Annotated in this window: 23 protein-coding genes; 16 read left to right on the top strand and 7 right to left on the bottom strand. The window is 69.3% G+C overall.

All coding sequences use genetic code 11. The features are described 5' to 3' along the window. Positions 1–8: 8 nt before the first annotated feature. The 12 genes from J7495_RS03060 to J7495_RS03005 all read left to right on the top strand — a co-directional run bounded on the left by J7495_RS03060 (position 9) and on the right by J7495_RS03005 (position 10,274). Positions 9–2,297 (top strand): patatin-like protein, encoded by a 2,289-nt coding sequence (locus J7495_RS03060; RefSeq protein WP_294054605.1) that lies wholly within the window; start codon positions 9–11, stop codon positions 2,295–2,297. A 178-nt stretch (positions 2,298–2,475) separates the two neighbouring features. Further along, the gene (locus J7495_RS03055; protein WP_294054604.1) at positions 2,476–2,820 is read left to right on the top strand and encodes a LapA family protein; all 345 of its coding nucleotides are present in this window, start codon (positions 2,476–2,478) and stop codon (positions 2,818–2,820) included. Further along, the gene (pyrF, locus tag J7495_RS03050) at positions 2,817–3,491 is read left to right on the top strand and encodes an orotidine-5'-phosphate decarboxylase (protein ID WP_294054603.1); all 675 of its coding nucleotides are present in this window, start codon (positions 2,817–2,819) and stop codon (positions 3,489–3,491) included. Before J7495_RS03055 ends, pyrF begins: the two co-directional genes overlap by 4 nt. A gap of 11 nt (positions 3,492–3,502) precedes the next feature. Then, positions 3,503–4,012: a GNAT family N-acetyltransferase gene (locus J7495_RS03045; RefSeq protein WP_294054602.1), complete on the top strand. Its 510-nt coding sequence runs from the start codon at positions 3,503–3,505 to the stop codon at positions 4,010–4,012. Positions 4,013–4,031: 19 nt separating this feature from the next. Beyond that, entirely contained in the window at positions 4,032–4,673 is a 642-nt protein-coding gene (locus J7495_RS03040) for a phosphoribosylanthranilate isomerase (protein WP_294054601.1), read from the top strand. Then, positions 4,670–5,902, top strand: coding sequence for a tryptophan synthase subunit beta (gene trpB, locus J7495_RS03035; protein ID WP_294054600.1), 1,233 nt, complete (start codon positions 4,670–4,672; stop codon positions 5,900–5,902). The genes J7495_RS03040 and trpB overlap by 4 nt, the downstream gene beginning before the upstream one ends. Further along, positions 5,899–6,300, top strand: a complete 402-nt coding sequence (locus J7495_RS03030; protein ID WP_294054599.1) for a hypothetical protein — start codon at positions 5,899–5,901, stop codon at positions 6,298–6,300. Before trpB ends, J7495_RS03030 begins: the two co-directional genes overlap by 4 nt. Beyond that, a complete protein-coding gene (locus tag J7495_RS03025; protein ID WP_294054598.1) occupies positions 6,297–6,557 on the top strand; it encodes a hypothetical protein in 261 nt (86 codons plus the stop codon). Before J7495_RS03030 ends, J7495_RS03025 begins: the two co-directional genes overlap by 4 nt. After that, positions 6,554–7,345: a tryptophan synthase subunit alpha gene (gene trpA / locus J7495_RS03020; protein WP_294054597.1), complete on the top strand. Its 792-nt coding sequence runs from the start codon at positions 6,554–6,556 to the stop codon at positions 7,343–7,345. The genes J7495_RS03025 and trpA overlap by 4 nt, the downstream gene beginning before the upstream one ends. Beyond that, entirely contained in the window at positions 7,342–8,202 is an 861-nt protein-coding gene (gene accD / locus J7495_RS03015; protein WP_294054596.1) for an acetyl-CoA carboxylase, carboxyltransferase subunit beta, read from the top strand. Before trpA ends, accD begins: the two co-directional genes overlap by 4 nt. A 22-nt stretch (positions 8,203–8,224) precedes the next feature. Continuing rightward, on the top strand, positions 8,225–9,556 hold the full coding sequence (locus J7495_RS03010) for a folylpolyglutamate synthase/dihydrofolate synthase family protein (protein ID WP_294054595.1): 1,332 nt from the start codon (positions 8,225–8,227) through the stop codon (positions 9,554–9,556). A gap of 217 nt (positions 9,557–9,773) precedes the next feature. After that, complete coding sequence (locus J7495_RS03005) at positions 9,774–10,274, top strand: DUF6628 family protein (RefSeq protein ID WP_294054594.1); 501 nt, start codon at positions 9,774–9,776, stop codon at positions 10,272–10,274. Here the strand turns inward: J7495_RS03005 and J7495_RS03000 are convergent. After that, the gene (locus J7495_RS03000; RefSeq protein WP_294054773.1) at positions 10,181–10,702 is read right to left on the bottom strand and encodes a DUF2939 domain-containing protein; all 522 of its coding nucleotides are present in this window, start codon (positions 10,700–10,702) and stop codon (positions 10,181–10,183) included. The genes J7495_RS03005 and J7495_RS03000 overlap by 94 nt on opposite strands. 24 nt (positions 10,703–10,726) lie before the next feature. Next, entirely contained in the window at positions 10,727–12,109 is a 1,383-nt protein-coding gene (locus J7495_RS02995) for an MFS transporter (RefSeq protein WP_294054593.1), read from the bottom strand. Between the two features lie 67 nt (positions 12,110–12,176). Here J7495_RS02995 and J7495_RS02990 point away from each other — a divergent pair, with 67 nt between their 5' ends. After that, positions 12,177–13,307, top strand: coding sequence for an aromatic ring-hydroxylating dioxygenase subunit alpha (locus J7495_RS02990; protein WP_294054592.1), 1,131 nt, complete (start codon positions 12,177–12,179; stop codon positions 13,305–13,307). A gap of 115 nt (positions 13,308–13,422) precedes the next feature. On the opposite strand, the gene J7495_RS02985 is transcribed toward J7495_RS02990, so the two are convergent. After that, on the bottom strand, positions 13,423–13,854 hold the full coding sequence (locus J7495_RS02985) for a response regulator (RefSeq protein WP_294054591.1): 432 nt from the start codon (positions 13,852–13,854) through the stop codon (positions 13,423–13,425). 131 nt (positions 13,855–13,985) lie between these two features. Between J7495_RS02985 and J7495_RS02980 the strand changes: the two genes are divergently transcribed. Further along, entirely contained in the window at positions 13,986–15,107 is a 1,122-nt protein-coding gene (locus J7495_RS02980) for a pseudouridine synthase (protein ID WP_294054590.1), read from the top strand. Further along, on the top strand, positions 15,104–15,655 hold the full coding sequence (rsmD, locus tag J7495_RS02975; RefSeq protein ID WP_294054589.1) for a 16S rRNA (guanine(966)-N(2))-methyltransferase RsmD: 552 nt from the start codon (positions 15,104–15,106) through the stop codon (positions 15,653–15,655). The genes J7495_RS02980 and rsmD overlap by 4 nt, the downstream gene beginning before the upstream one ends. On the opposite strand, the gene J7495_RS02970 is transcribed toward rsmD, so the two are convergent. Further along, entirely contained in the window at positions 15,621–16,892 is a 1,272-nt protein-coding gene (locus tag J7495_RS02970) for an MFS transporter (RefSeq protein WP_294054772.1), read from the bottom strand. The two genes, rsmD and J7495_RS02970, sit on opposite strands and share 35 nt — an antisense overlap. Before the next feature lie 116 nt (positions 16,893–17,008). On the opposite strand from J7495_RS02970, the gene J7495_RS02965 reads away from it, so the two are divergent. Next, on the top strand, positions 17,009–17,188 hold the full coding sequence (locus J7495_RS02965) for a hypothetical protein (protein ID WP_294054588.1): 180 nt from the start codon (positions 17,009–17,011) through the stop codon (positions 17,186–17,188). Positions 17,189–17,281: 93 nt separating this feature from the next. Here J7495_RS02965 and J7495_RS02960 read toward each other — a convergent pair whose 3' ends face one another. From J7495_RS02960 to smpB, 3 genes are all read right to left on the bottom strand, one after another. Then, the gene (locus tag J7495_RS02960) at positions 17,282–19,366 is read right to left on the bottom strand and encodes a M13 family metallopeptidase (protein WP_294054587.1); all 2,085 of its coding nucleotides are present in this window, start codon (positions 19,364–19,366) and stop codon (positions 17,282–17,284) included. Positions 19,367–19,481: 115 nt separating this feature from the next. Beyond that, the gene (locus tag J7495_RS02955) at positions 19,482–20,003 is read right to left on the bottom strand and encodes a DUF2062 domain-containing protein (RefSeq protein WP_294054586.1); all 522 of its coding nucleotides are present in this window, start codon (positions 20,001–20,003) and stop codon (positions 19,482–19,484) included. Between the two features lie 4 nt (positions 20,004–20,007). Next, positions 20,008–20,490, bottom strand: a complete 483-nt coding sequence (smpB, locus tag J7495_RS02950) for an SsrA-binding protein SmpB (RefSeq protein ID WP_294054585.1) — start codon at positions 20,488–20,490, stop codon at positions 20,008–20,010. Between the last annotated feature and the right edge of the window lie 77 nt (positions 20,491–20,567).

Here is a 20,567-nt window from a genome sequence, read left to right as displayed (position 1 = left end):
GAGGAAGAATGCCGCCCATTAGGGAGAAGGAGCTGCGGCTCGCGCTGGTCTGCTATGGGGGGATCAGCCTCGCCGTCTACATGCACGGCATCACCAAGGAGATCTGGCGGCTGGCCTGCGCGAGCCGCGCCTTCCGCGAGCATATGGCGGTGCCGAGCGGCAGCGAAGGCGTCTATCGCGCGCTGCTCGACGAGATCGAGGAGAAGACCGGCGTGCGGCTGCGCGTGCTCGTCGACATCCTCGCGGGCGCGAGCGCGGGCGGGATCAACGCGGTGTTCCTCGCCCAGGCGATCGCCACCGGCCAGTCGCTCGATCCGCTGACCAGGCTCTGGCTCGACCATGCCGATGTCGAGGCGCTGCTTGCCCCCAGCCAGGCGCCGTCGCACCGCTTTGCCAAGATCTGGGCGACGCCGATCGCCTGGATGGTCGCGCAGCGCAGCAAGACGATCGAGGAGACGGTGGAGGCAGCAGCGCGCGACGAGGTGCGCCGCAAGCTCGAGAAGTTCGTCCGCTCGCGCTGGTTCGAGCCGCCGTTCGGGGGCAAGCAGCTCACCCACACGCTGCTCGACGCGCTCGAGGCGATGGCAGCGGCGCCTGCCGGCCCGCGGCTGCTGCCCGAGGGCCAGCCGCTCGACCTGTTCGTCACCGTCACCGATTTCCGCGGCCATCCCGAGACGCTGCGGCTCAACACACCGCCGCAAGTCGTCGAGCAGGAGCATCGCCTGGTCTTCGCGTTCAACGAGAACGGCACGGGGCCGCTCGGCCACCCGGTCGAGCTCGCCTTCGCCGCGCGCTCGACCTCGAGCTTTCCCGGCGCGTTCCCGCCCGCGACGCTCGCCGAGTTCGACGAGGCGGTCACCGAGCGCAAGATGCACTGGCCGGGGCGCGATGCCTTCCTCGAGCATGTCCTCCCCCAGCAATGGGCGGACAACCGCGCCGACAAGGCGGTGCTGATCGACGGCTCGGTGCTCGCCAATGCCCCCTTCGGCCCGGCGATCGACGCGCTCAGGGAACGCCCGGCGCGCCGCCAGGTCGACCGGCGCTTCGTGTTCATCGATCCGGTGCCCAACCACCGCTTCGACTTCTACGGGCCGCAGAACGAGAAGCCGGGCTTCTTCCAGACCATCATCGGCGCGCTCTCCGAGCTGCCGCGCCAGCAGCCGATCCGCGACAATCTCGACGCGATCGCCAAGCGCTCGGACCGGATCGAGCGGATGCTGGGCATCATCGCCGAGATCCGCGCCGATGTGGAGACGCAGGTCGAATCGCTGTTCGGCTACACGCTGTTCCTCGACTATCCGACGCCGAAGCGCCTCTCCGCCTGGCGCCGCCGCGCGCAGGTCGCCGCCGCGGCCAAGGCGGGCTATGGCCACACCGCCTATGGCCTGCTCAAGGTCGGCGGCGCGATCGACCGGATCAGCGCGCTGCTCTACACGATCGGCGACCATTACAGCCCCGAGCGGCTGCGCCAGATCCGCGCGACGGTCGAGAAGACGGTGCATGCGCGCGGCTGCGACGAGTTCGGCGCGACTCAGTCGAACGGCGCGAGCCCGGCGACGCTCGAGTTCCTCCGCGCGCACGACCTGGGGTTCCGCATCCGCCGCCTCAGGATGATCGCACGGCGGCTGAGCGAGCTCGAGCAGGAGAGCGGCGCGGGCGGGCTGATGGCGATGCGCGAGGCAGTGTACGAATCGCTCGCCGCCTATCTCGAATGCAAGCGCACCGGCCCGTTCCAGGACCTGCGCGCCCGCGTTCGCGCGATGACCGACGATGCCGGCCCGCTGCTCGACGAACTGGCCCAGCGCATGGCGCTGAAGGCGCTCGACGCGCGCACCGACACGCGGCTCTCCGAGGGATTCAGCACCTTGTCCAAGGAGCATCGCCGCCCGATGCTGCTCGCGCATCTGGGCTTCCCGTTCTTCGACATCGCCACCTTGCCGATCCTCCAGGGCGAGGGCGTCGACGAGTTTGACCCGATCCGCGTCGATCGCATCGCCCCCGACGACGCCGCCTCGATCCGCGCGGGCGGACCCGAACGGACGCTGAAGGGGATCCAGTTCAACAATTTCGGCGCCTTCTTCAGCCGCGCCTATCGCGAGAACGACTATCTCTGGGGACGCCTGCACGGCGCGGAGCGGGTGATCGATATCGTGTTGTCGACGCTGGAGGAGGGTTTCCCGCCGGCGCGGGTGGCCGAGCTGAAGCGCGCGGCGTTCCGGGCAATCCTCGACGAGGAAGAGGCGCGGCTGACGGCGATCCCGGGACTGTTCGCAGAGCTGCGAGCGGAGATCGGGTGACCGGCCCTGCTCACGTGAATCGTCACCCGGGCGAAAGCCGGAACCCAGGGCCACGAGGGATTCCTGTTGCAACCCTGGGTCCCGGCGTTCGCCGGGATGACCGTTTAGGGATAGCCGGATTGAGCTTCGCCCCACATCGCCCTACAACCCCGTCCATGCGACCGCGAGCGATCCCCCCATGCGTTTCCTGAAGGTGCTGTTCTGGCTGCTGCTGGGCGGTCTCGTCGCGGCATTCGTCATTTACAATGGCGACCAGCGTGTCGCCATCCGGCTGTGGGGCGGGCTCGTCGCCGACTTCAGCCTGCCCTTCCTGCTGATCCTCGTGTTCCTCGCCGGCTTCGTGCCGATGCTGCTCGCCTATCACGCGCTGCGCTGGCGGACGCGCGAGCGTTTCTCGGGGCTCGAACGCGCGCTCGCCGACCTGCGCGCCGTCTCGCCGGTGCCCGAGCCCTCGCCCGACGCCGCGCCGATCGAGCCCTACCGCCCCTCGCCCGCTCCGCCGCTGCTGGCGGAGGGCGCATGAGCTCGCGGATCTTCGTCGCGCTCGACACGCCCGACATCGAGCGCGCCAAGGCCATCGCCACCCGGGTCCGCGCCCATGTCGGCGGGATCAAGCTGGGCCTCGAATTCTTCATGGCCAACGGCCGCCACGGCGTTCACGAGATGGCCGACATCGGCCTGCCGATCTTCCTCGACCTCAAGTTTCACGACATCCCCAACACCGTCGCCAAGGCGGTGCAGGCGCTGCGCCCGCTCGAGCCGGCGATCATCACCGTCCACGCCGCCGGCGGGCGCGCGATGCTCGAGGACGCCAAGGCCGCCGCGCCGATGGGCACCAAGGTCGTGGCAGTGACGATGCTCACCAGCCTCGACGGCGACGACATGGTTTCGATCGGCCTCGAGCCCGATCCGCACGAACAGGTGATGCGTCTGGCCGAGCTTGCCAAGTCGGCGGGCGTCGACGGCATCGTCTGCTCGGGCGAGGAAGTGAAGGCGGCGCATTCGGTGTGGAAGGAAGGCTTCTTCGTCGTCCCCGGCGTCCGTCCCGCCGACGGCCATATCGGCGACCAGAAGCGCGTCGTCACCCCGCGCGCGGCGCTCGACGCCGGCGCCTCGATCCTCGTCGTCGGCCGCCCGATCACCCAGGCGCAGGACCCCGACATGGCCGCGCGCGAGATCGAAGCGACGCTGTAAGGCCCTTCGGCATGACCCTTGCCATCCGCCCCGCCACACCCGCAGACCTGCCCGCGCTCCATCCCGTGATCGAGCGCGCCTATCGCGGCGAGAGCGCGCGGCTCGGCTGGACGCACGAGGCCGACCTGATCATCGAAGGCGAGCGCACCGACCTGGCGACGCTCCAGGGCATCGTCGCCGATCCGCAGTCGCGCCTGCTCGTCGCGCTCTACGGCGGGGCGGTGATTGGTTGCGTCCATGTCCAGGCCAAGGGCGACGGACTCGCCTATCTCGGGCTGCTCTGCATCGAGCCGACGCTCCAGGCCAATGGGCTTGGCCGCCAGCTGGTCGACGCCGCCGAGACGACCGCGCGCGACATCCTCGGCTGCGCGGAAATCGAGATGACCGTGATCGACCGCCGCAGCGAGCTGCTCGCCTGGTACGAGCGCCGCGGCTATGCCCGCACCGGCGAGCAGCGCGACTTCCCGATCGAGCTCGATCCGCCGCTGTTCATGGCGGTGCTGGCCAAGCCGCTGGTCTAGCGCCTAAGGGGCGCTCACCATGCGAGTCTCGGCCAAGATCTGCGGCATCACCACGCCCGAAGCGCTCGACGCGGCGCTGAAGGGCGGCGCGAGCCATGTCGGCTTCGTCTTCTTCCCGCCCTCGCCGCGGCATCTTTCCTTCGATCGCGCGCGGGCGCTGGCGGCGCGCGTGCCCGATCATGTCGGCAAGGTCGGCGTGTTCGTCGATCCCGACAACGCGCTGGTCGAAGCTGCCAGGGAAGCCGCGGGGCTGCGCCATCTCCAGCTCCACGGCACCGAGTTCACCCGCATCGCCGAGCTCAATGCCCGGCCGGGGAACAGCATCTGGGCCGCGGTGCCGGTGCGCCGCGCCTCGGACCTCGACGAAGGCGCGCGCTACGCCGCCATCCCGGTCGACCGCATCCTCTACGACGCCAAGACCCCCGACGGCGCGCTGCTCCCCGGCGGCATGGGGCTGCGCTTCGACTGGGAGATGCTGCGCGGCTATCGCCACCCGTGCGACTGGGCGCTCGCCGGCGGGCTCACGCCCGAGAATGTCGCGCCCGCGATCCAGGTCACCGGCGCGCGGATGGTCGACGTCTCCTCGGGCGTCGAAAGCGCGCCGGGCGTCAAGGATGTGGACAAGATCGCCGCATTCCTTAAAGCGGTCGCTCTCTCATGAACGCGCCCAATTCCTATCGCGCCCAGCCTGACGAGCGTGGGCATTTCGGCCAGTTCGGCGGCCGTTTCGTCGCCGAGACGCTGATGCCGCTGATCCTCGACCTCGAGCGCCATTACCGCGCCGCCAAGGCCGATCCGGCGTTCCAGGCCGAGTTCGACGGGCTGATGAAACACTATGTCGGCCGCCCGAGCCCGCTCTATTTCGCCGAGCGGCTGACCGAGCATTACCGACAGGGCGCCGCCTCCGGCATGGGCGCGAAGATCTATTTCAAGCGCGAGGAACTGAACCACACCGGCGCGCACAAGATCAACAATTGCATCGGCCAGATCCTGCTCGCGCGGCGCATGGGCAAGACACGGATCATCGCCGAGACCGGCGCGGGCCAGCATGGCGTCGCCACTGCCACCGTCGCGGCGCGCTTCGGCCTGCCCTGCACGATCTTCATGGGCGCGCGCGACATCGAGCGGCAGCAGCCCAACGTGTTCCGGATGAAGCTGCTCGGCGCCGAGGTCCGCCCGGTCACCTCGGGCGCGCAGACGCTCAAGGACGCAATGAACGAAGCGCTTCGCGACTGGGTCGCGACCGTTCACGACACCTTCTACATCATCGGCACCGCCGCCGGCCCGCATCCCTATCCCGAGCTGGTCCGCGACTTCCAGTCGGTGATCGGCAGCGAAGCCAAGGCGCAGCTCCACGAAGCCGAGGGGCGCCTCCCCGACCTGCTGATCGCCGCGGTCGGCGGCGGGTCGAACGCGATCGGGCTGTTCCATCCCTTCCTCGACGATCCGGGCGTGGCGATGCTCGGCATCGAAGCGGCGGGGCACGGCATCGAGACCGGCGAGCATGCCGCGAGCCTCACCGGCGGCGCGCCGGGCATCCTCCACGGCAACCGCACTTACCTGCTCCAGGACGAGGACGGCCAGATCACCGAGGCGCATTCGATCTCGGCGGGGCTCGACTATCCCGGCATCGGCCCCGAGCATAGCTGGCTGCACGAGAGCGGCCGCGTCGACTATGCGCCGGTGACCGATCGGCAGGCGCTCGATGCCTTCCAGCTCTGCTGCCGGCTCGAGGGCATCATCCCCGCGCTCGAAAGCTCGCACGCGCTCGCAGCTTTGGAGTATAAGGCCCGGGAAATGCACGCAGGCAAGATCATCATCGTCAACGTCTCGGGCCGCGGCGACAAGGACATCTATACCGTCGCCGAAGCGCTGGGAGCGACGATATGAAGCGCGACTGGTGGTGGTTCTGGGGGGCGCTGATCCCCGCCGCGATTCTCGCCATCGGTCTGGCGGCTGCCTTCCAGTCGCTCGAACTGGGCGAGACGGCGACGATGTGGGCCTTCATGCTGACGTTCGCCGTCGTTCCGTTCGCCGTCCTCTGCCTGCGCAACCGGGCGAGCGTCCGGAAGATCCGCAACGCAGGCGGCAATATCGAGATGCTGATTCGCCCCTGGGATGCGCTCAAGCGGGCGGCGGTCATGTTCCCGATGATGATTGGCCTGCATCTGCTGTTCTGGCTGGTCTTCCCGATCGCGCCGAGCGACTGGGGAAGAGTCGTGGTGCAGAGCGCCGTCATGTCGTTCGCCATCGCCATCGGCCTCACCGAATATCGGAGGACCGCATGAGCCGCCGCCCCAACGGCAACGGCTTCGACGACCCGCGGGTCGTCCCCTTTCGCCGTCCGGCGCCGAAGAAGCCCAAGCGACCGCTGGGCAGCGGGTGGCAGCGCGTCGTCGGGCTGTTCCTTGGCTCGCTCGCGCTGGCGTTCGTGCTCGGCCTGCTGCTCAACTGGAGCGACTTCTCGCTCGCCGGCCTGATCGTCCCCCTCGCCTTCGCGGTGGTGATCACGGTTACCGACATGATCCAGCGGAGGCGCGGATGAGCGACCGCCTCGCCAAGGGCTTCCCCGCCGATCGGGCGGCATTGGTCGCCTTCGTCACCGCGGGCGACGGCGACACCGCCTCGGTGCTCGACGCGCTGGTCGAGGGTGGCGCCGATGTGATCGAGCTCGGCATGCCCTTCACCGATCCGATGGCCGACGGCCCGGCGATCCAGGCCGCCAACCTGCGCAGCCTCGCCGCGGGCACGCGCACGAGGGATGTGCTCGCGATTGCCGCCGGCTTTCGCGCGCGCCACCCGCAAGTGCCGCTCGTGCTGATGGGCTATGCCAACACGATGACGCGCCCCACGCCCGAAGCCTTCGCCCGGGCGGCGGCGGAAGCCGGCGTCGACGGCGCGATCATCGTCGACATTCCGCCCGAGGAAGCCGACGAGCTCATCCCCTTCGGCAGCCACGGCATCGCCGTGATCCGCCTCGCCACCCCCACCACCGACGCGGCGCGGCTGCCCGCGGTGCTCGAGGGCGCGTCGGGGTTCCTCTATTACGTCTCGGTCGCCGGGATCACCGGCCTCCAGCAAGCCGCGCAGGGCTCGATCGAGGACGCCGTCGCGCGGCTCAAGACCGCGACCGACCTGCCCGTCGCGGTCGGCTTCGGCATCCGCACGCCCGAGCAGGCCGCCGCGGTCGCGCGCGTCGCCGACGGCGTGGTGGTCGGCTCGGCGATCGTCGACCTGGTCGGCAAGCACGGCGGGGATGCGGCGGCGCCGGTCCGCGCCTATATCGCATCGCTCAAGTCGGCCATCGCCGCCGCACGCAAGGAAGTCGTATGACCTGGCTCAGCCGCGTCCGCAACGCGCTCTCGTTCGTCACCACCAAGCCGACCGAGTCGCCCGACAATCTCTGGCACAAGTGCAAGGGCTGCGGGCAGATGGTGTTCACCAAGGAACTGCTCGAGAACCAGAGCGTCTGCCCGCATTGCGACTTCCACGAGCGGATCGGCGCCAAGGCGCGGTTCGACGCGCTGTTCGACGACGGTACCTATACGATCCTCCCCAACCCCAAGGTGACCGAGGATCCGCTCAAGTTCCGCGATTCCAAGCCCTATGCCGCGCGGATCAAGGCCGCGCGCACCGAGACCGGACAGCAGGACGCGTTCCTCAACGCCTCGGGCACGATCCTTGGCCGCAGGGCCGTGATCGGCGTGCAGGACTTCGCCTTCATGGGCGGATCGATGGGCCAGGCGGTGGGCGAGGCATTCATCGCCGGCGTCGAGGCGGCGATCGGCGCGCGGGCGCCCTACATCGTCTTCACGGCTTCGGGCGGCGCGCGGATGCAGGAGGGCGTGCTGAGCCTGATGCAGATGCCGCGCACCACCGTGGCGATCGAGATGCTCCACGATGCCGGCCTGCCCTATATCGTCGTGCTCACCGACCCCACCTCGGGCGGCGTGATGGCGGCCTATGCGATGCTGGGCGACGTCCAGATCGCCGAGCCGCGCGCGACGCTGGCCTTCACCGGCCGCCGCGTGATCGAGAACACGATCCGCGAGAAGCTGCCCGACGATTTCCAGACCAGCGAATATTATCGCGAGCATGGCCTCGTCGACATGATCACGCACCGCAAGGCGCTGCGCGAGACGCTCGGCCAGCTGATCGGGCTGCTCTGCGAAGGCAAGAAAGCCGCCTGACCGGCGCGCCCTTGCTCCACCGATGGCCGATTTCGCCCGCTCCGCCGATCCCGCGGTCCAGCGCCAGCTCGACCGGCTCGCCGCGCTCGGCCCGGGCGCGGACATCCTCGGGCTCGAGCGGATCACGCGGCTGCTCGAGCGGATCGGCAACCCGCACCTGAGCCTGCCGCCGGTGCTCCATGTCGCGGGCACCAACGGCAAGGGTTCCACCTGCGCCTTCCTGCGCGCCGCGATCGAGAGCGCGGGGATGCAGGTCCATGTCTATTCGAGCCCGCACCTCGTGCGCTTCAACGAGCGCATCCGCCTCGCCGGCAAGCTGATCGAGGACGCCCAGCTCGCGCCGCTGCTCGAGGAAGTGCTCGACGCGGGTGGCGACATCGGGGCCAGCTTCTTCGAAGTCACCACCGCCGCGGCCTTCCTCGCCTTCGCGCGGACGCCGGCGCATGCCTGCATCGTCGAGGTCGGCCTGGGCGGGCGGCTCGACGCGACCAACGTCATTCCCAGTCCCGTGGCGACCGGCATCGCCCAGCTTGGCATCGACCACCAGGCGTTCCTCGGCGATACGATCGAAGCGATCGCCGCCGAGAAGGCCGGCATCGCCAAGCGCGGCGTCTATCTGATGACGATGCGCTACCCCGAGAGCGTCGCCGCGCGCGTCGCCGAAGCGGCTGCCCAGGCCGGCGCGCCGCTGATGGCCGAAGGCAGCGCCTGGCGCTGGCTCGTCCGCGACGGCCAGCTCCGCTACACCGATGCGCGCGGCACGATCACCACGCCGCTGCCCGCGCTCGCCGGGCCGCACCAGCCGGCGAACCTCGCGCTGGCCATCGCGATGCTGCGCTTCAACCCGGTGATCCGCCTGGCGAACGAAGCGTTCACTGCCGCCGCGCTCGGCGCGCGTTGGCCCGCGCGGATGCAGCGGCTCTCACCGGGGCCGCTCACCGCCTATCTGCCCGGCGACGTCGAGCTCTGGCTCGACGGCGGCCATAATGCCGCTGCCGGGGAAGCGGTGGCGCGCGCCTTGGCGGAAATCCGCGACGGTCGCGACTGTCACCTCGTGCTGGGGATGCTCGCGAACAAGGACCCGGAGGGGCTGCTGGCGCCGCTCGCCGGGCAGCTGGCTTCGGTCACCACAGTGCCGATTCCCGATCACGAGCACCACGCGCCCGCCGATCTCGCCGCGCGCGCCTCGGCCCTGGGCGTGCCGGTCACGGGAACGGAGGTCGATGTCGAATCGGCACTGCTCGACATCGGTAATCGCGTCGCCGGCGACGGCCGCCCGCCGATCGTGCTGATCCTGGGCTCGCTCTATCTCGCCGGCGAAGTCCTCCAGGCGAACGACGAACTACCGGGCTGAGCTCCCCTCTCCCCAACGCTACGATCGTCATCCCGGCGAAAGCCGGGGACCCACGGTTATAGAGGACATCGCTCGCGGCCCTGGGTCCCGGCTTTCGCCGGGATGACGGTTGTTTGTGGGCGGCGAGGTCCTCGAAATCCCGAATCGCACTTATTGCGATTGACTATCAATAGCGAACCCACGAGGATGGTCGGACTGCGTACCAGCGGAGTCGTTCATGCCCCCCTCGCTCACTCATGCCCTGCCCGCGATCCAGCCCGAGGACGCCGGCGCGCGGCTGTTCCTGTTCGGCGTCCGTCAGATGGGCGCGCACGGCCTACAGGACGCCGCGGCGGCGCACGCCTTCATCACCGCCTTCGGCAAGTCCTTCCGCCGCCCGCTGGTGCTGATGCGGCTGCTCGTGCAGGAACTCTCCACCGCCTCCGCCCAGCCGATCCAGATCGCGCCCTGGTGCTGCCGGCGGATGACCGGCCCCGAGGCGGCGCTGCTGGGTGCCGTGGGCCATGCGCGCCACAATCGGCGCGCGGCCGCCTATCTCCTCGCGGACATGCTCGGCGTCGGCGATGCGGGCATCGCGGTCGGCCCCCTCGCCGCGGCGACGGCAGTGGCGCAAGCCTTCGCGGACTATGGGCTGCCACTGGAGGGAGCGATGTCCGGCGCGTCTGACGAGATATGGCCGGGCAACGTCAGCCCCGAGAGCTTCCAGCCCAACCCGTAGCGCCGGAAGGTCAGCGCCGCGCCGCCCGGTGCAGGATCGACGAGGCGGAACTGGTTCGGCCCCTCGTAGCGCATCCGCATCCGATCGGCCTGGATCGCCGGGCCCTTGAGCCCGATCGCCGAAGTGACCGGCGATGAGACGAACATCAGCCGCACGCCCTCGGGCCGCGCGAACACTTCGACCGCCCCGCGCGCCAGCGCACCGCGCACGATCCGCCCGACTGCGCTCGCCGGCGTGCTCCCGCGCAGCCGGATCGCGTACTGATGGCGCAGGTCATGCCGCAGCGCTGGATAGTCGACATAGGCCGAGAGCGCCTTGACGTCGGACGCCTCGGCGGCGGTCTTCATTTGCCACAGGGTCCACCAGGGCGACCCGAAATACCAGCCCGCTCCCGCCACCGCCGCGACCAGCAGGAGCGCGGCAATCATACGCTTCACGACCAATTCCTTCGTTCAGCCCGCGGGCTTCGCTTCCGCGGGTTCCTCGGTCCCCGCCGTGCCGATCGAGCGATCGACCAGGCCCGTACGCATCATCCACCAGAACAGGAATACGCCGGGCAGCGCGATCACGGTGGTGAAGAGGTAGAAGTTCACGAAGCCGAACGCTTCGACCATCGCGCCCGCGGTCGTCCCGGTGATCAGCCGCCCGACGATGCTCGCCGCCGCCGAGATCAGCGCATATTGCGCCGCGGTATAGCGCAAATTGGTGAGCGCCGAGAAATAGGCGATCACGGTCACGCCGCCGATGCCGCTCGCGAAATTCTCGAAGCCCTGCGCGCCGGCCATCGCCAGATTGTCGTGACCGATCGCCGCCAGCCCCGCGAAGCTCGCATTCGAGACCGCCATCAGCACGAGGCTGAGCAGCACCGATCGCTTCATCCCGATCCGCGCATAGAGCGCGCCGCCCGCGAAGATGCCGAGCAGATAGGCCCAGAAGCCCACGCCGATGTCGTAGAGCGCGATCTCGTCGTTCGAATAGCCGAGGTCGTTGTAGAGAAGCCGCACGGTCAACTGGCCCAGGGTGTCGCCGATCTTGTGGATCAGGATGAACAGCAGCACGAGCCAGGCGCCCTGCCGCCGGAAGAATTCGACGAAGGGCCCGACGATCGATTGGACGACTTCGCCCGCGCCGCGCCGCTCCTTGGGCTCCTGGTGCCGCTCGGGCTCGCCGAGGACCAGACCGGTGAGCATCGCCGGCAGCGCGAAGACCGCGCAGAGCGCATAGCCGACGGTCCAGCCCAGCCGCGCCGAGATCACCAGCGCGAGCGCGCCTGCCATCACCGAGCCGATGCGCCAGCCGTATTGCGTCATCCCCGAGCCGACGCCGAGCTGATAGGGCTTGAGCGTCTCGATGCGATAGGCATCGATGACGATGTCGTAGGTCGCGCCGGCGATGCCGACGAGGATCGCCGCGGTCACCGTCGCACTGAGGCTCGCCGCCGGGTCGACCAGCGCGAGGTTGAGCACAGCCGCCATCACCAGCACGCCCGCGAACAGCAGCCAGGAAACGCGCTGGCCGAGGCTGCCGATCAGCGGCAGCCGGACGCCCTCGACGATCCACGCCCAGAAGGGCTTGAGGTTGTACACGAGGAAGGCGAGCGTGAAGGCCGTGATCGTCTTCTTGTCGATCCCGCTCTGGGCGAGGCGGGTGGTGAGAGTCGCGCCGATCATGGCGTAGGGGAAGCCGGAGGAAACGCCGAGCATGAAGGCGGCGATCGTCTCCTTTTCGGTGTAGGGACGAACCGGTTCGAGCGCGCGTCGGAAGACGGGCAGCCGCGCGAGGAGCCCCAGGGCAACCACCACGGCGACGAATGCGCCGACCCACCATTCACTCATTCCGCTTGCCCCTCCTCGAAATCGCGCCGAAACTAGCGCGAAATACCAGGAAGGCCAGAGGAGAGGCATGAACGCGCGCACGCCCACCGAGGGCCAGCTCGCCCTGGCGCAGGTTCTGGCGCGGGGCGGCTCGCGGCCGGGTACGGCGATCAGCTATGTCGCGGCCAGCGCCTATACCGATCCCGAACGCTTCGCCGCCGAGCGGGACCGGATCTTCGCGCGCCGACCGCTGGTGATCGCCCCCTCCGCGCTGCTCCCCCAGCCCAACATGGCGGTGCCGCACGACGGCTTCGGCAAGCCGCTGCTCATCACGCGCGACAAGCATGGCGAAGCGCATGTCTTCCTCAACGTCTGCCGGCATCGCGGCACGCGGCTGGTGGAAGGCTGCGAGGCAGTGAAGGCGCCGCGGCTCGTCTGCCCCTATCACGCCTGGGCCTATGGCCTCGACGGGGCGCTGGCGGGCATCCCCCGCGCCGAAACCTTCCCCGGGCTCGACAAGGCAGCCTATGGCCTCAAGCGCCTCCCCACCCGCGAGGCGGGCGGGCTGATCTGGTTCGCCTTCGACGAGAGCGCGGACTTCGCCGAAGCCGAGACGCTCGCGCACGACTTCGAAGCGTTCGACCTCGGCGGCCAGCACCTCTTCCGCCGCCGCACCCACGACGTCGCGGCGAACTGGAAGCTGATCATGGACGCCTTCCTCGAGAGCTACCATGTCGCGCGGCTCCATTCGGCGACGATCGGGCCCTTCTTCAAGGACGGCGTGACCAGCGCCGACGCGATCGGCCCGCACCAGCGCTCGGCGGTGGGCCGCGCGGCTGACGATGCGACGCTCTCGTCACAGGACTGGGCGGTGCTGCGCGGGGCGATCACCTACACCTACCAGATGTTCCCGGCGACGGTGCTGATCGTCAGCCCCGACTATATCAACCTGATGGTGCTGATGCCCAAGGCGGCCGACCGCGTGCTCGTCGAGGACTTCATGCTGATCCCGGAGCCGCCCGCCACCGACAAGGCGCGCGACCATTGGGAGCGGAGCTGGACTCTGCTCGACGGCGGTGTCTTCGCGAGCGAGGACTTCCGCGCGGCGGAGCTGGGCCAGCAGGGCCTGGCGTCGGGCGCCGTGGCGCGGATCACGCTGGGGACACTCGAACAGGGCGTTCGGCATTTCCACGACGCGGTGGAGCGGGCGCTGGCTTAGCCGCACCAACCGCCGTCATCCCGGCGAAAGCCGGGACCCAGAGCCAAGCAGGACGTCGCTCGCGACCCTGGGTCCCGGCTTTCGCCGGGAGGACGACTTGTAGGTTGAAGTTGAATCAAGCCGCCTTGCGGAACAGGCTGAACCCCTGCGGCAGCTTCTTGGGCACCACCCCGTCGAGCACCGATTCGATCGCGTCGATCGCCGCGAGCAGGTCGCGCTGCGGATAGGGCTTGGCGAGGCAGCCGGCCGCCAGCGCCTGCGCTTCGCCCGGGCAGCTGCCGGTTACGAACAGCACGTGCATCTCCGCCGCATGCGCCGCGCGCGCCACGTCGATGCCGCTGCCGTCGGCCAGATGGAGGTCGAGCAGCACCAGGTCGATCCCCGGCTCGCGTGCGATGATCGCCAGGGCATCTGCGACGCGATCGAGCGTCGCGACGATGTCGAACCCCGCGTCGCGCAGGAAATGCTCGGTGTCGAACGCGACCAGCGCTTCGTCCTCGACGACCAGGACCCGCTCGATCCGCCGCTTCTTCCGCCGGAAAATCATCGCTTCGACGCTCACCCCAGGGCACGCAAACCGGGCTTTGCATCCGGCTCCAGGCCATTGTAACGCGCGGACCCTTTCTCGGGCGCAATTATTTTTTGGTGCGTCCCACACAATCGATATAGGACCGCCACGTGGCCCCGCCAGAACCCAAATCAAGCCCGGCTCCATCCGGCCAGGCGACCCAGCGCATCGCCAAGCTGCTCGCGCGCGCCGGCATCGCCTCGCGCCGCGAGATCGAGCGGATGATCGCCGAGGGCCGCGTCGCGATCGACGGCAAGGCGATCGATACCCCCGCCACCCTCCTGACCTCGCTCCGCGGCGTGACCGTCGACGGCAAGCCCGTCCAGGCGGCGGCGCCCGCGCGTCTGTTCCTCTACCACAAGCCCACCGGCCTGCTCGTCACCGAGCGCGACCCCAAGGGCCGCCCGACGATCTACGACAAGCTGCCGCGCGGCCTCCCCCGACTCGTCCCCGTCGGCCGGCTCGACCTGAACACCGAGGGGCTGTTGCTCCTCACCACCGACGGCGAGCTGAAGCGCCTGCTCGAGCTCCCCGCGACGGGTGTCGAGCGCAGCTACCGCGCGCGCACCTTCGGCAACGTCAGCCAGGAGCAGCTCGAGGCGCTGATCGAAGGCGTCGAGATCGAAGGCATCCGCTACGGCGCGATCGACGCCAATCTCGAGCGGCGCACGGGCGCTAACGCCTGGATCGAACTGACCCTCAAGGAAGGCAAGAACCGCGAAGTCCGCCGCGTGCTCGAGCATCTGGGGCTCCAGGTGAGCCGCTTGATCCGAACGCGCTACGGCCCCTTCGTGCTCGCCGACCTGCCGCCCGGGGCGATCGGTGAGGTCCGCCAGGCCGACGTCATCAACTTCCGCAAGGCACCGACGCGCGCCGACCGGCTGCTCGGGGTCGAACCGATTGGCGCGGAGAAGCCCAGGCCCGCGCCGGCTCCCGCTCCGACGGGCCGTCCCGCACGTCCGGCGGGGCCGGGCAAGGCCCGTCCTCCCCGCGCCGGCGTCGCCAAGCCGGCGCGTGCCGCGCGCGCCAAGGCATTCCGCGAACGGCAGGGCGAGGAAGCGGCGCCGGCGCAGCCCAAGCGCCCCGCGCGTCCCGCCGGCAAGCCCGCTCCGCGCGCGCGCTCGGCCGAGGACACGCCGCGCACCGACGCGCCTCGCCCGCGCAAGCCTGCGGGTCCGCGCTCGGGTCCCCGCCCCGGCTCGCGTCCGCCGCGCAAGGGCCCGCGTTCGTGAGGATCATCGCCGGCGACTGGCGCGGCCGCCCGCTCGCCGCGCCCAAGGGCGATGCCACTCGCCCCACTGCCGACCGCACCCGCGAGGCGCTGTTCTCGATGCTCGCCAGCCGGATCGGCAGCTTCGAGGGGCTGGCGGTCGCCGATCTCTTCGCCGGTTCGGGCGCGCTGGGGCTCGAGGCGCTGTCGCGCGGCGCGGCCTCGTGCCTGTTCGTCGAGCAGGACCGCGCGGCACTCGATGCGCTCAAGGCGAACATCGCCAAGCTGGGGGCCAAGGGGGCGGAGGTCCGCGCCGGCTCGGTGCTCGCACTCGGGCCCGCGGCCAAGCCGCTCGACCTGATCCTGATGGACCCGCCCTATGGCACCGGCGCCGGCTCGGTTGCGCTCGACAAGCTCGGGCGGCTCGGCTGGGCCGGCCCGGCGACCTGGGTCAGCGTCGAGACCGCCAAGGGCGAGGCCGTCGAGGTGCAGGGCTTCGAGGCCGAGGCGGTGCGCGTCCACGGCAAGGCGCAGCTCACGCTGCTGCGCGCTTCGCCTTCGCCAGCGTGAGCCCCAGCGCGCTGAGCACGCCCGCGGCGACGAGGTAATAGCCGACCGCGCTGATCCCGCCCTCGCGCACCAGGATCTCGGCGATGTAGGGCGTCAGCCCGCCGCCGATGATCCCGGCGACGTTGAACGTCACCGATACGCCGGTGTAGCGCACCCGCGCCGGAAACAGGCTCGGCAGCCAGCCGCCGATCGGGCCGTAGACGAAGCCCATCACGAACAGCCCCATCGCCAGCCAGGCGAAGAGCAGCGCAAGCGAGCCCGAATCGACGAAGGCGGGCATCGCGAGGCCGGTCGCGATCAGCGCCGCGAAGCCCCAGCCCAGCATCGTCCCGCCGCTCGTCCGGTCGGCGAGCTTGCCCGCGACGAGGATCCCCGCCGCCATGAACAGGATCGCGCCGAGCTCGACCGCGAGCAGCGTCTCGCGGTCGTATTTCAGCACCTTGGCGCCATAACCCATCATCCACACGGTGGTGATGTAGAAGAGCGCGAAGCACGCGACCGCGCCGGCGATGCCCGCAAGCGTGGGCTTGAGGTGGCCGCTGAGCAGCTCGCCCATCGGCACCTTGGGCGGCGGCTCCTTGGCAAGCGCTTCCTTGAATTCTGGCGTCTCGGTGATGCTCAGCCGCACCCACAGGCCGAAGCCGACCAGCACCGCGCTCAGCAGGAAGGGGATGCGCCAGCCCCAGTCGTGGAAGGCCTGGTCGCTCATCGAGGCGCCGAGGATCAGGAACAGGCCGTTCGCTGCGATGAACCCCACCGGCGCGCCGAGCGGCGGGAAGCTGCCGTACCAATAGGCCTTGCCCGGCGGCGCGTTCTCGACCGCGAGCAGGCTCGCCCCGCCCCATTCGCCGCCGAGGCCGAAGCCCTGGCCGAAGCGCAGCAGGCTCAGCAGCAGCGGCGCCATGACCCCCGCCATCGCATAGCCGGGGAGCAGGCCGATCAGCACGGTCGAGATGCCCATCAGCATCAGCGAGGCGACGAGTGTGGACTTGCGCCCCAGCCGGTCGCCGAAATGGCCGAAGGCGAGCCCGCCCAGCGGCCGCGCGAAGAAGGCGATGCTGAAGCTGCCATAGGAGGCCAGCAGCCGCAGCGCCGGGTCGGCCGCGGGGAAGAAGAGGTCGGGGAAGACCAGCGCCGCGGCGGTGCCGTAGATGTAGAAATCGTAGAATTCGACCGAGGTGCCCGTGAGGCTCGCGAAGAGGATGCGGCGGTGGCTCGCCGGATTCGTGCCAGTCATCATCCTGTCCCCTCGACCCGTCCCATTTTCATTTCGGCTACGCCGCCGTTCATCCGCGCGCAAGCTCGGCGCGATTAACGGCAGTTCATCCAGGGCCGCAACAAAGGGAGGCGGTGATGCAACGGGATTCGCGCGAGCGCATCGGCATCGCGGTGATGCTCGCGCTGGCGATCGGCCTGGCGATCGCCTGGTCCAATCCGGTCGCGCGCTTCAAGGCCGACTTGCGCGCCGACGCCAAGGGCTTCGCGTTCAGCCTCGAATATGCCGCGCGCCAGCTGGAGAATGTCCGGCACTGAGCGCCGGCGCTTACCCGATCGCGACCGGTAGAATGGGAACGAGAGAGGGGCGCGTCCGAACCTGACCGACGCGCCCTTCCCTGACCCTCTACCTTACCAGATGCGGACGCGCTTCTCGGGCGTCAGGAACAGCTTGGTGGCGGGATCCGGCGCATAGGCCGAATACCAGGGGTCGAGGTTGCGCACGACCCACGTGCGCTGCTCCGACGGGCTGTGCGGATCCGTGAGCAGACGCTGGCGCAGGTTCGCCTCGCGATAGTTGCGCCGCCACACCTGCGCCCAGCCGAGGTAGAAGCGCTGGTCGCCCGAATAGCCGTCGATCACCGGCGCCGGCTGGCCGCCGAGCGAGGTCTTGTACGCGTCATAGGCCACGGTCAGGCCGGCGAGGTCGGCGACATTCTCGCCGAGCGTCAGCGCGCCCTTCACATGCATGCCGGGCAGCGGCTCGTACTGGTCGTACTCGGCGACGAGCGCATCGGTGCGCGCCTTGAACGCCGCGACGTCCGCAGGGGTCCACCAGGCGGTGAGGCGTCCGCTACCGTCGTACTTGGCGCCCTGATCGTCGAAATGGTGGCTGAGCTCATGCCCGATCACCGCGCCGATGCCGCCGTAGTTCACCGCCGGATCGGCGTTGGGATCGAAGAACGGCGGCTGCAGGATCGCGGCGGGGAAGACGATCTCGACCATGCCGAAATTGGCATAGGCGTTCACCGTCATCGGGGTCATGCCCCATTCCCAGCGCTGGAGCGGCTTGCCGAGGTGCGCGAGATTGTCGCGGACGCCCCATTGGTTGGAACGCAGGTTGTTGCCGAAGGCGTCGCCCGCGACGATCTGGAGGTCCGAATAGTCCTTCCACTGGTCGGGATAGCCGATCTTCGGGCGGAACGAGGCGAGCTTGGCGTGCGCCTTCACCTTGGTCTCGGGCGACATCCAGTCGAGCTTGTCGATCCGGCGGTCCATCGCGGCGATGATGTTGCGCACCATCTCGTCCGCGGCCTTCTTGGTCTCGGGCGGGAAGAAGCGCGCGACATAGACCTTGGAGACTTCGTCCGACAGCGCATCGGTGGTGAAGTTCACCGCGCGCTTCCAGCGCACTTCCTGCTCCGGCGTGCCCGAGAGCGTGGTGCCGTAGAAGGCGAACTGCTCCTTGTCGAAGGCGCTCGGCAGCACATCGGCGAAATTGTCGAGGCTGCGGACCAGCAACTGGTCCTTGAGCACCGCGAGCGGCGTCGTCGCGACCAGCTTGGCGATCCCGGTCACCGCGCTCGGCTGCGCGACGATCACGCTGTCGACCGGGGCACCCATCGCCTTGAAATAACCCGCGAAGTCGAAGCCCGGCGCCTTCTTCTGCAATTCGGCGACGGTCATCTTGTTGTAGGTCTTGTCGGCGTCGCGGCTGTCGATCCGCGTCCAGCTGACCTGGGCGATCCTGGTCTCGAACGCAACGATCGCCTTGGCGCGCGCCGCGGCATTGGGCTCGCCGGCAAGCGTCAGCACCCTGGCGAGGTGCGCCTCATAGGCGACCTTGGTCTGGGCGAGCTTCTCGTCCTTCGACAGATAATAGTCGCGGTCGGGCATGCCGAGGCCCGACTGGCCGAGCCCCATCGCATAGACTTCGGGCTCCTTGTCGTCCTGGCCGACATAGGCGCCGAAGGGGCCGCCGACGCCGTTCATCCGCGCCTGGGCGATCAGCGCCGGATAGCCCGCCTTGCCCTTCAGCGCCTTGACCTGGTCGAGCCAGGGCTTGATCGGGGCGAGACCCTTGGCCTCGATCGCAGCGGTGTCGAGATAGGTCGCATAAGCGGTGCCGATCTTCGAGGCAGGATCGCCCTTGGCTTCCTCGAGGATCTGGTGGGTGCGGTCCTTCGACAGATCGTCGAGCAGGTTGAACGAACCATAGTTCGACTTGTCGGACGGAATGGCCGTGGTCTTGGCCCAGGTTCCGTTGGCGAAGGCATAAAAGTCGTCGCCCGGGGCGACGCCCTTGTCCATGCCGCTCTCGTCGAAGCCGAAGTTGCCATATTGCGGCCTGGGCTTGGGAGGCGGCGGCGGCGGAGTTGGCTCGGCGGCGACCGGCGTGGTTTCGACGACGGTGACCGGCGGGGGCGTGTCGTGGCTGGCGCACGAGGCGAGCAGCACGGGCACGAGGAAAGTCGAAGCAAGAAGCGGCAGGCGCATGAGTGTTCCTCGTAAGGAAGGCGAAGCGCGCGGTATTAACCCGGCGAGGGAACCCGTCAATCGAAGCGGCCGGCAAGGGACGAACCGCCCCGGCGGCGGGACGAGCTGGGGGGTGCTAGCCGCGCGCCCTGCGCCGCCGCTTCCACTTCGACGCGATCCACCAGCGCCAGGCGAGCGCGGTCACGGCATAGCCGAGCACGGTGAGCGCGAAGGTGATGGTGACGAGCCCCGTCGCCGTCGCCGGCCCGGCGTCGTTGAACAGCCACTCGCCCCAGCCGCGCTCAGCGGTCGCCTCGGACCCGCCGGGGTCGATGCCGAGCATCCAGCAACCGAGCCAATAGGCCGCGACCCAGAGCGGCGGGGTGGTGAAGGGATTGGTGACGAAGGTCGTCGCCGCCGCGGCGGGGATGTTGGCGCGCAGGGGGAGCGCGAGGATCGCGGAGGCGGGGATCTGCCCCATCGGCACGAGGATCCCCGTCACCATTCCCAGCGCGACTCCGCGCGGGACCGAGCGACGCGTGAAACGCCAAAGCGACGAATGGAGCACGCGGTCCGCGACGGGCCTCAGCCAGCGGTTCCCGGCGACGGAGTCGCGCGAAGGGATCGCCTTGTCGAGCCAGCGGCGGAAACGCCCCACGCTCTCAGCCCCGCTCGCGCATGATGCGCTGCTGGTCGCGCTTCCAGTCGCGCTCCTTGATCGTCTCGCGCTTGTCGTGCGTCTTCTTGCCCTTGGCGAGCGCAAGCTCGACCTTGGCGCGGCCGCGGCCGTTGAAATAGATGCTGAGCGGGACGAGCGTCATGCCCTCGCGCGCCACCGCGCCGTGGAGCTTGTTGATCTCACGCTCGTGGAGCAAGAGCTTTCGGGCGCGCTTGGGATCGTGGTTGAAGCGGTTGCCGTGGCTGAACTCGGGGATGTTGGCGTTGATCAGCCACACTTCCTCGTTCGACACGTCGGCATAGGCTTCGGCGATCGAGCCCTCGCCGAAGCGCAGCGATTTCACTTCGGTGCCGGTAAGCGCGATGCCCGCTTCGTACACCGTCTCGATGAAATAATCGAAACGCGCGCGCCGGTTCTCGGCGACGGTCTTCTTCTTGTCGAAGGTGGAGGGGCGTGGACGAGCCATGGGACGCGCGACATAGGCGTGCGGAGGCCAAAGGGGAAGGCGCTTGTCTGCGCCTGTGCTAGGAGCTTGTCGGGAAA

This window comes from Sphingomonas sp. (assembly GCF_017745215.1).
GTDB lineage: Bacteria > Pseudomonadota > Alphaproteobacteria > Sphingomonadales > Sphingomonadaceae > Sphingomonas.
The sequence above is the reverse complement of the archived record's forward strand: the minus strand, read 5'-3'. Positions and strand labels throughout refer to the sequence as shown.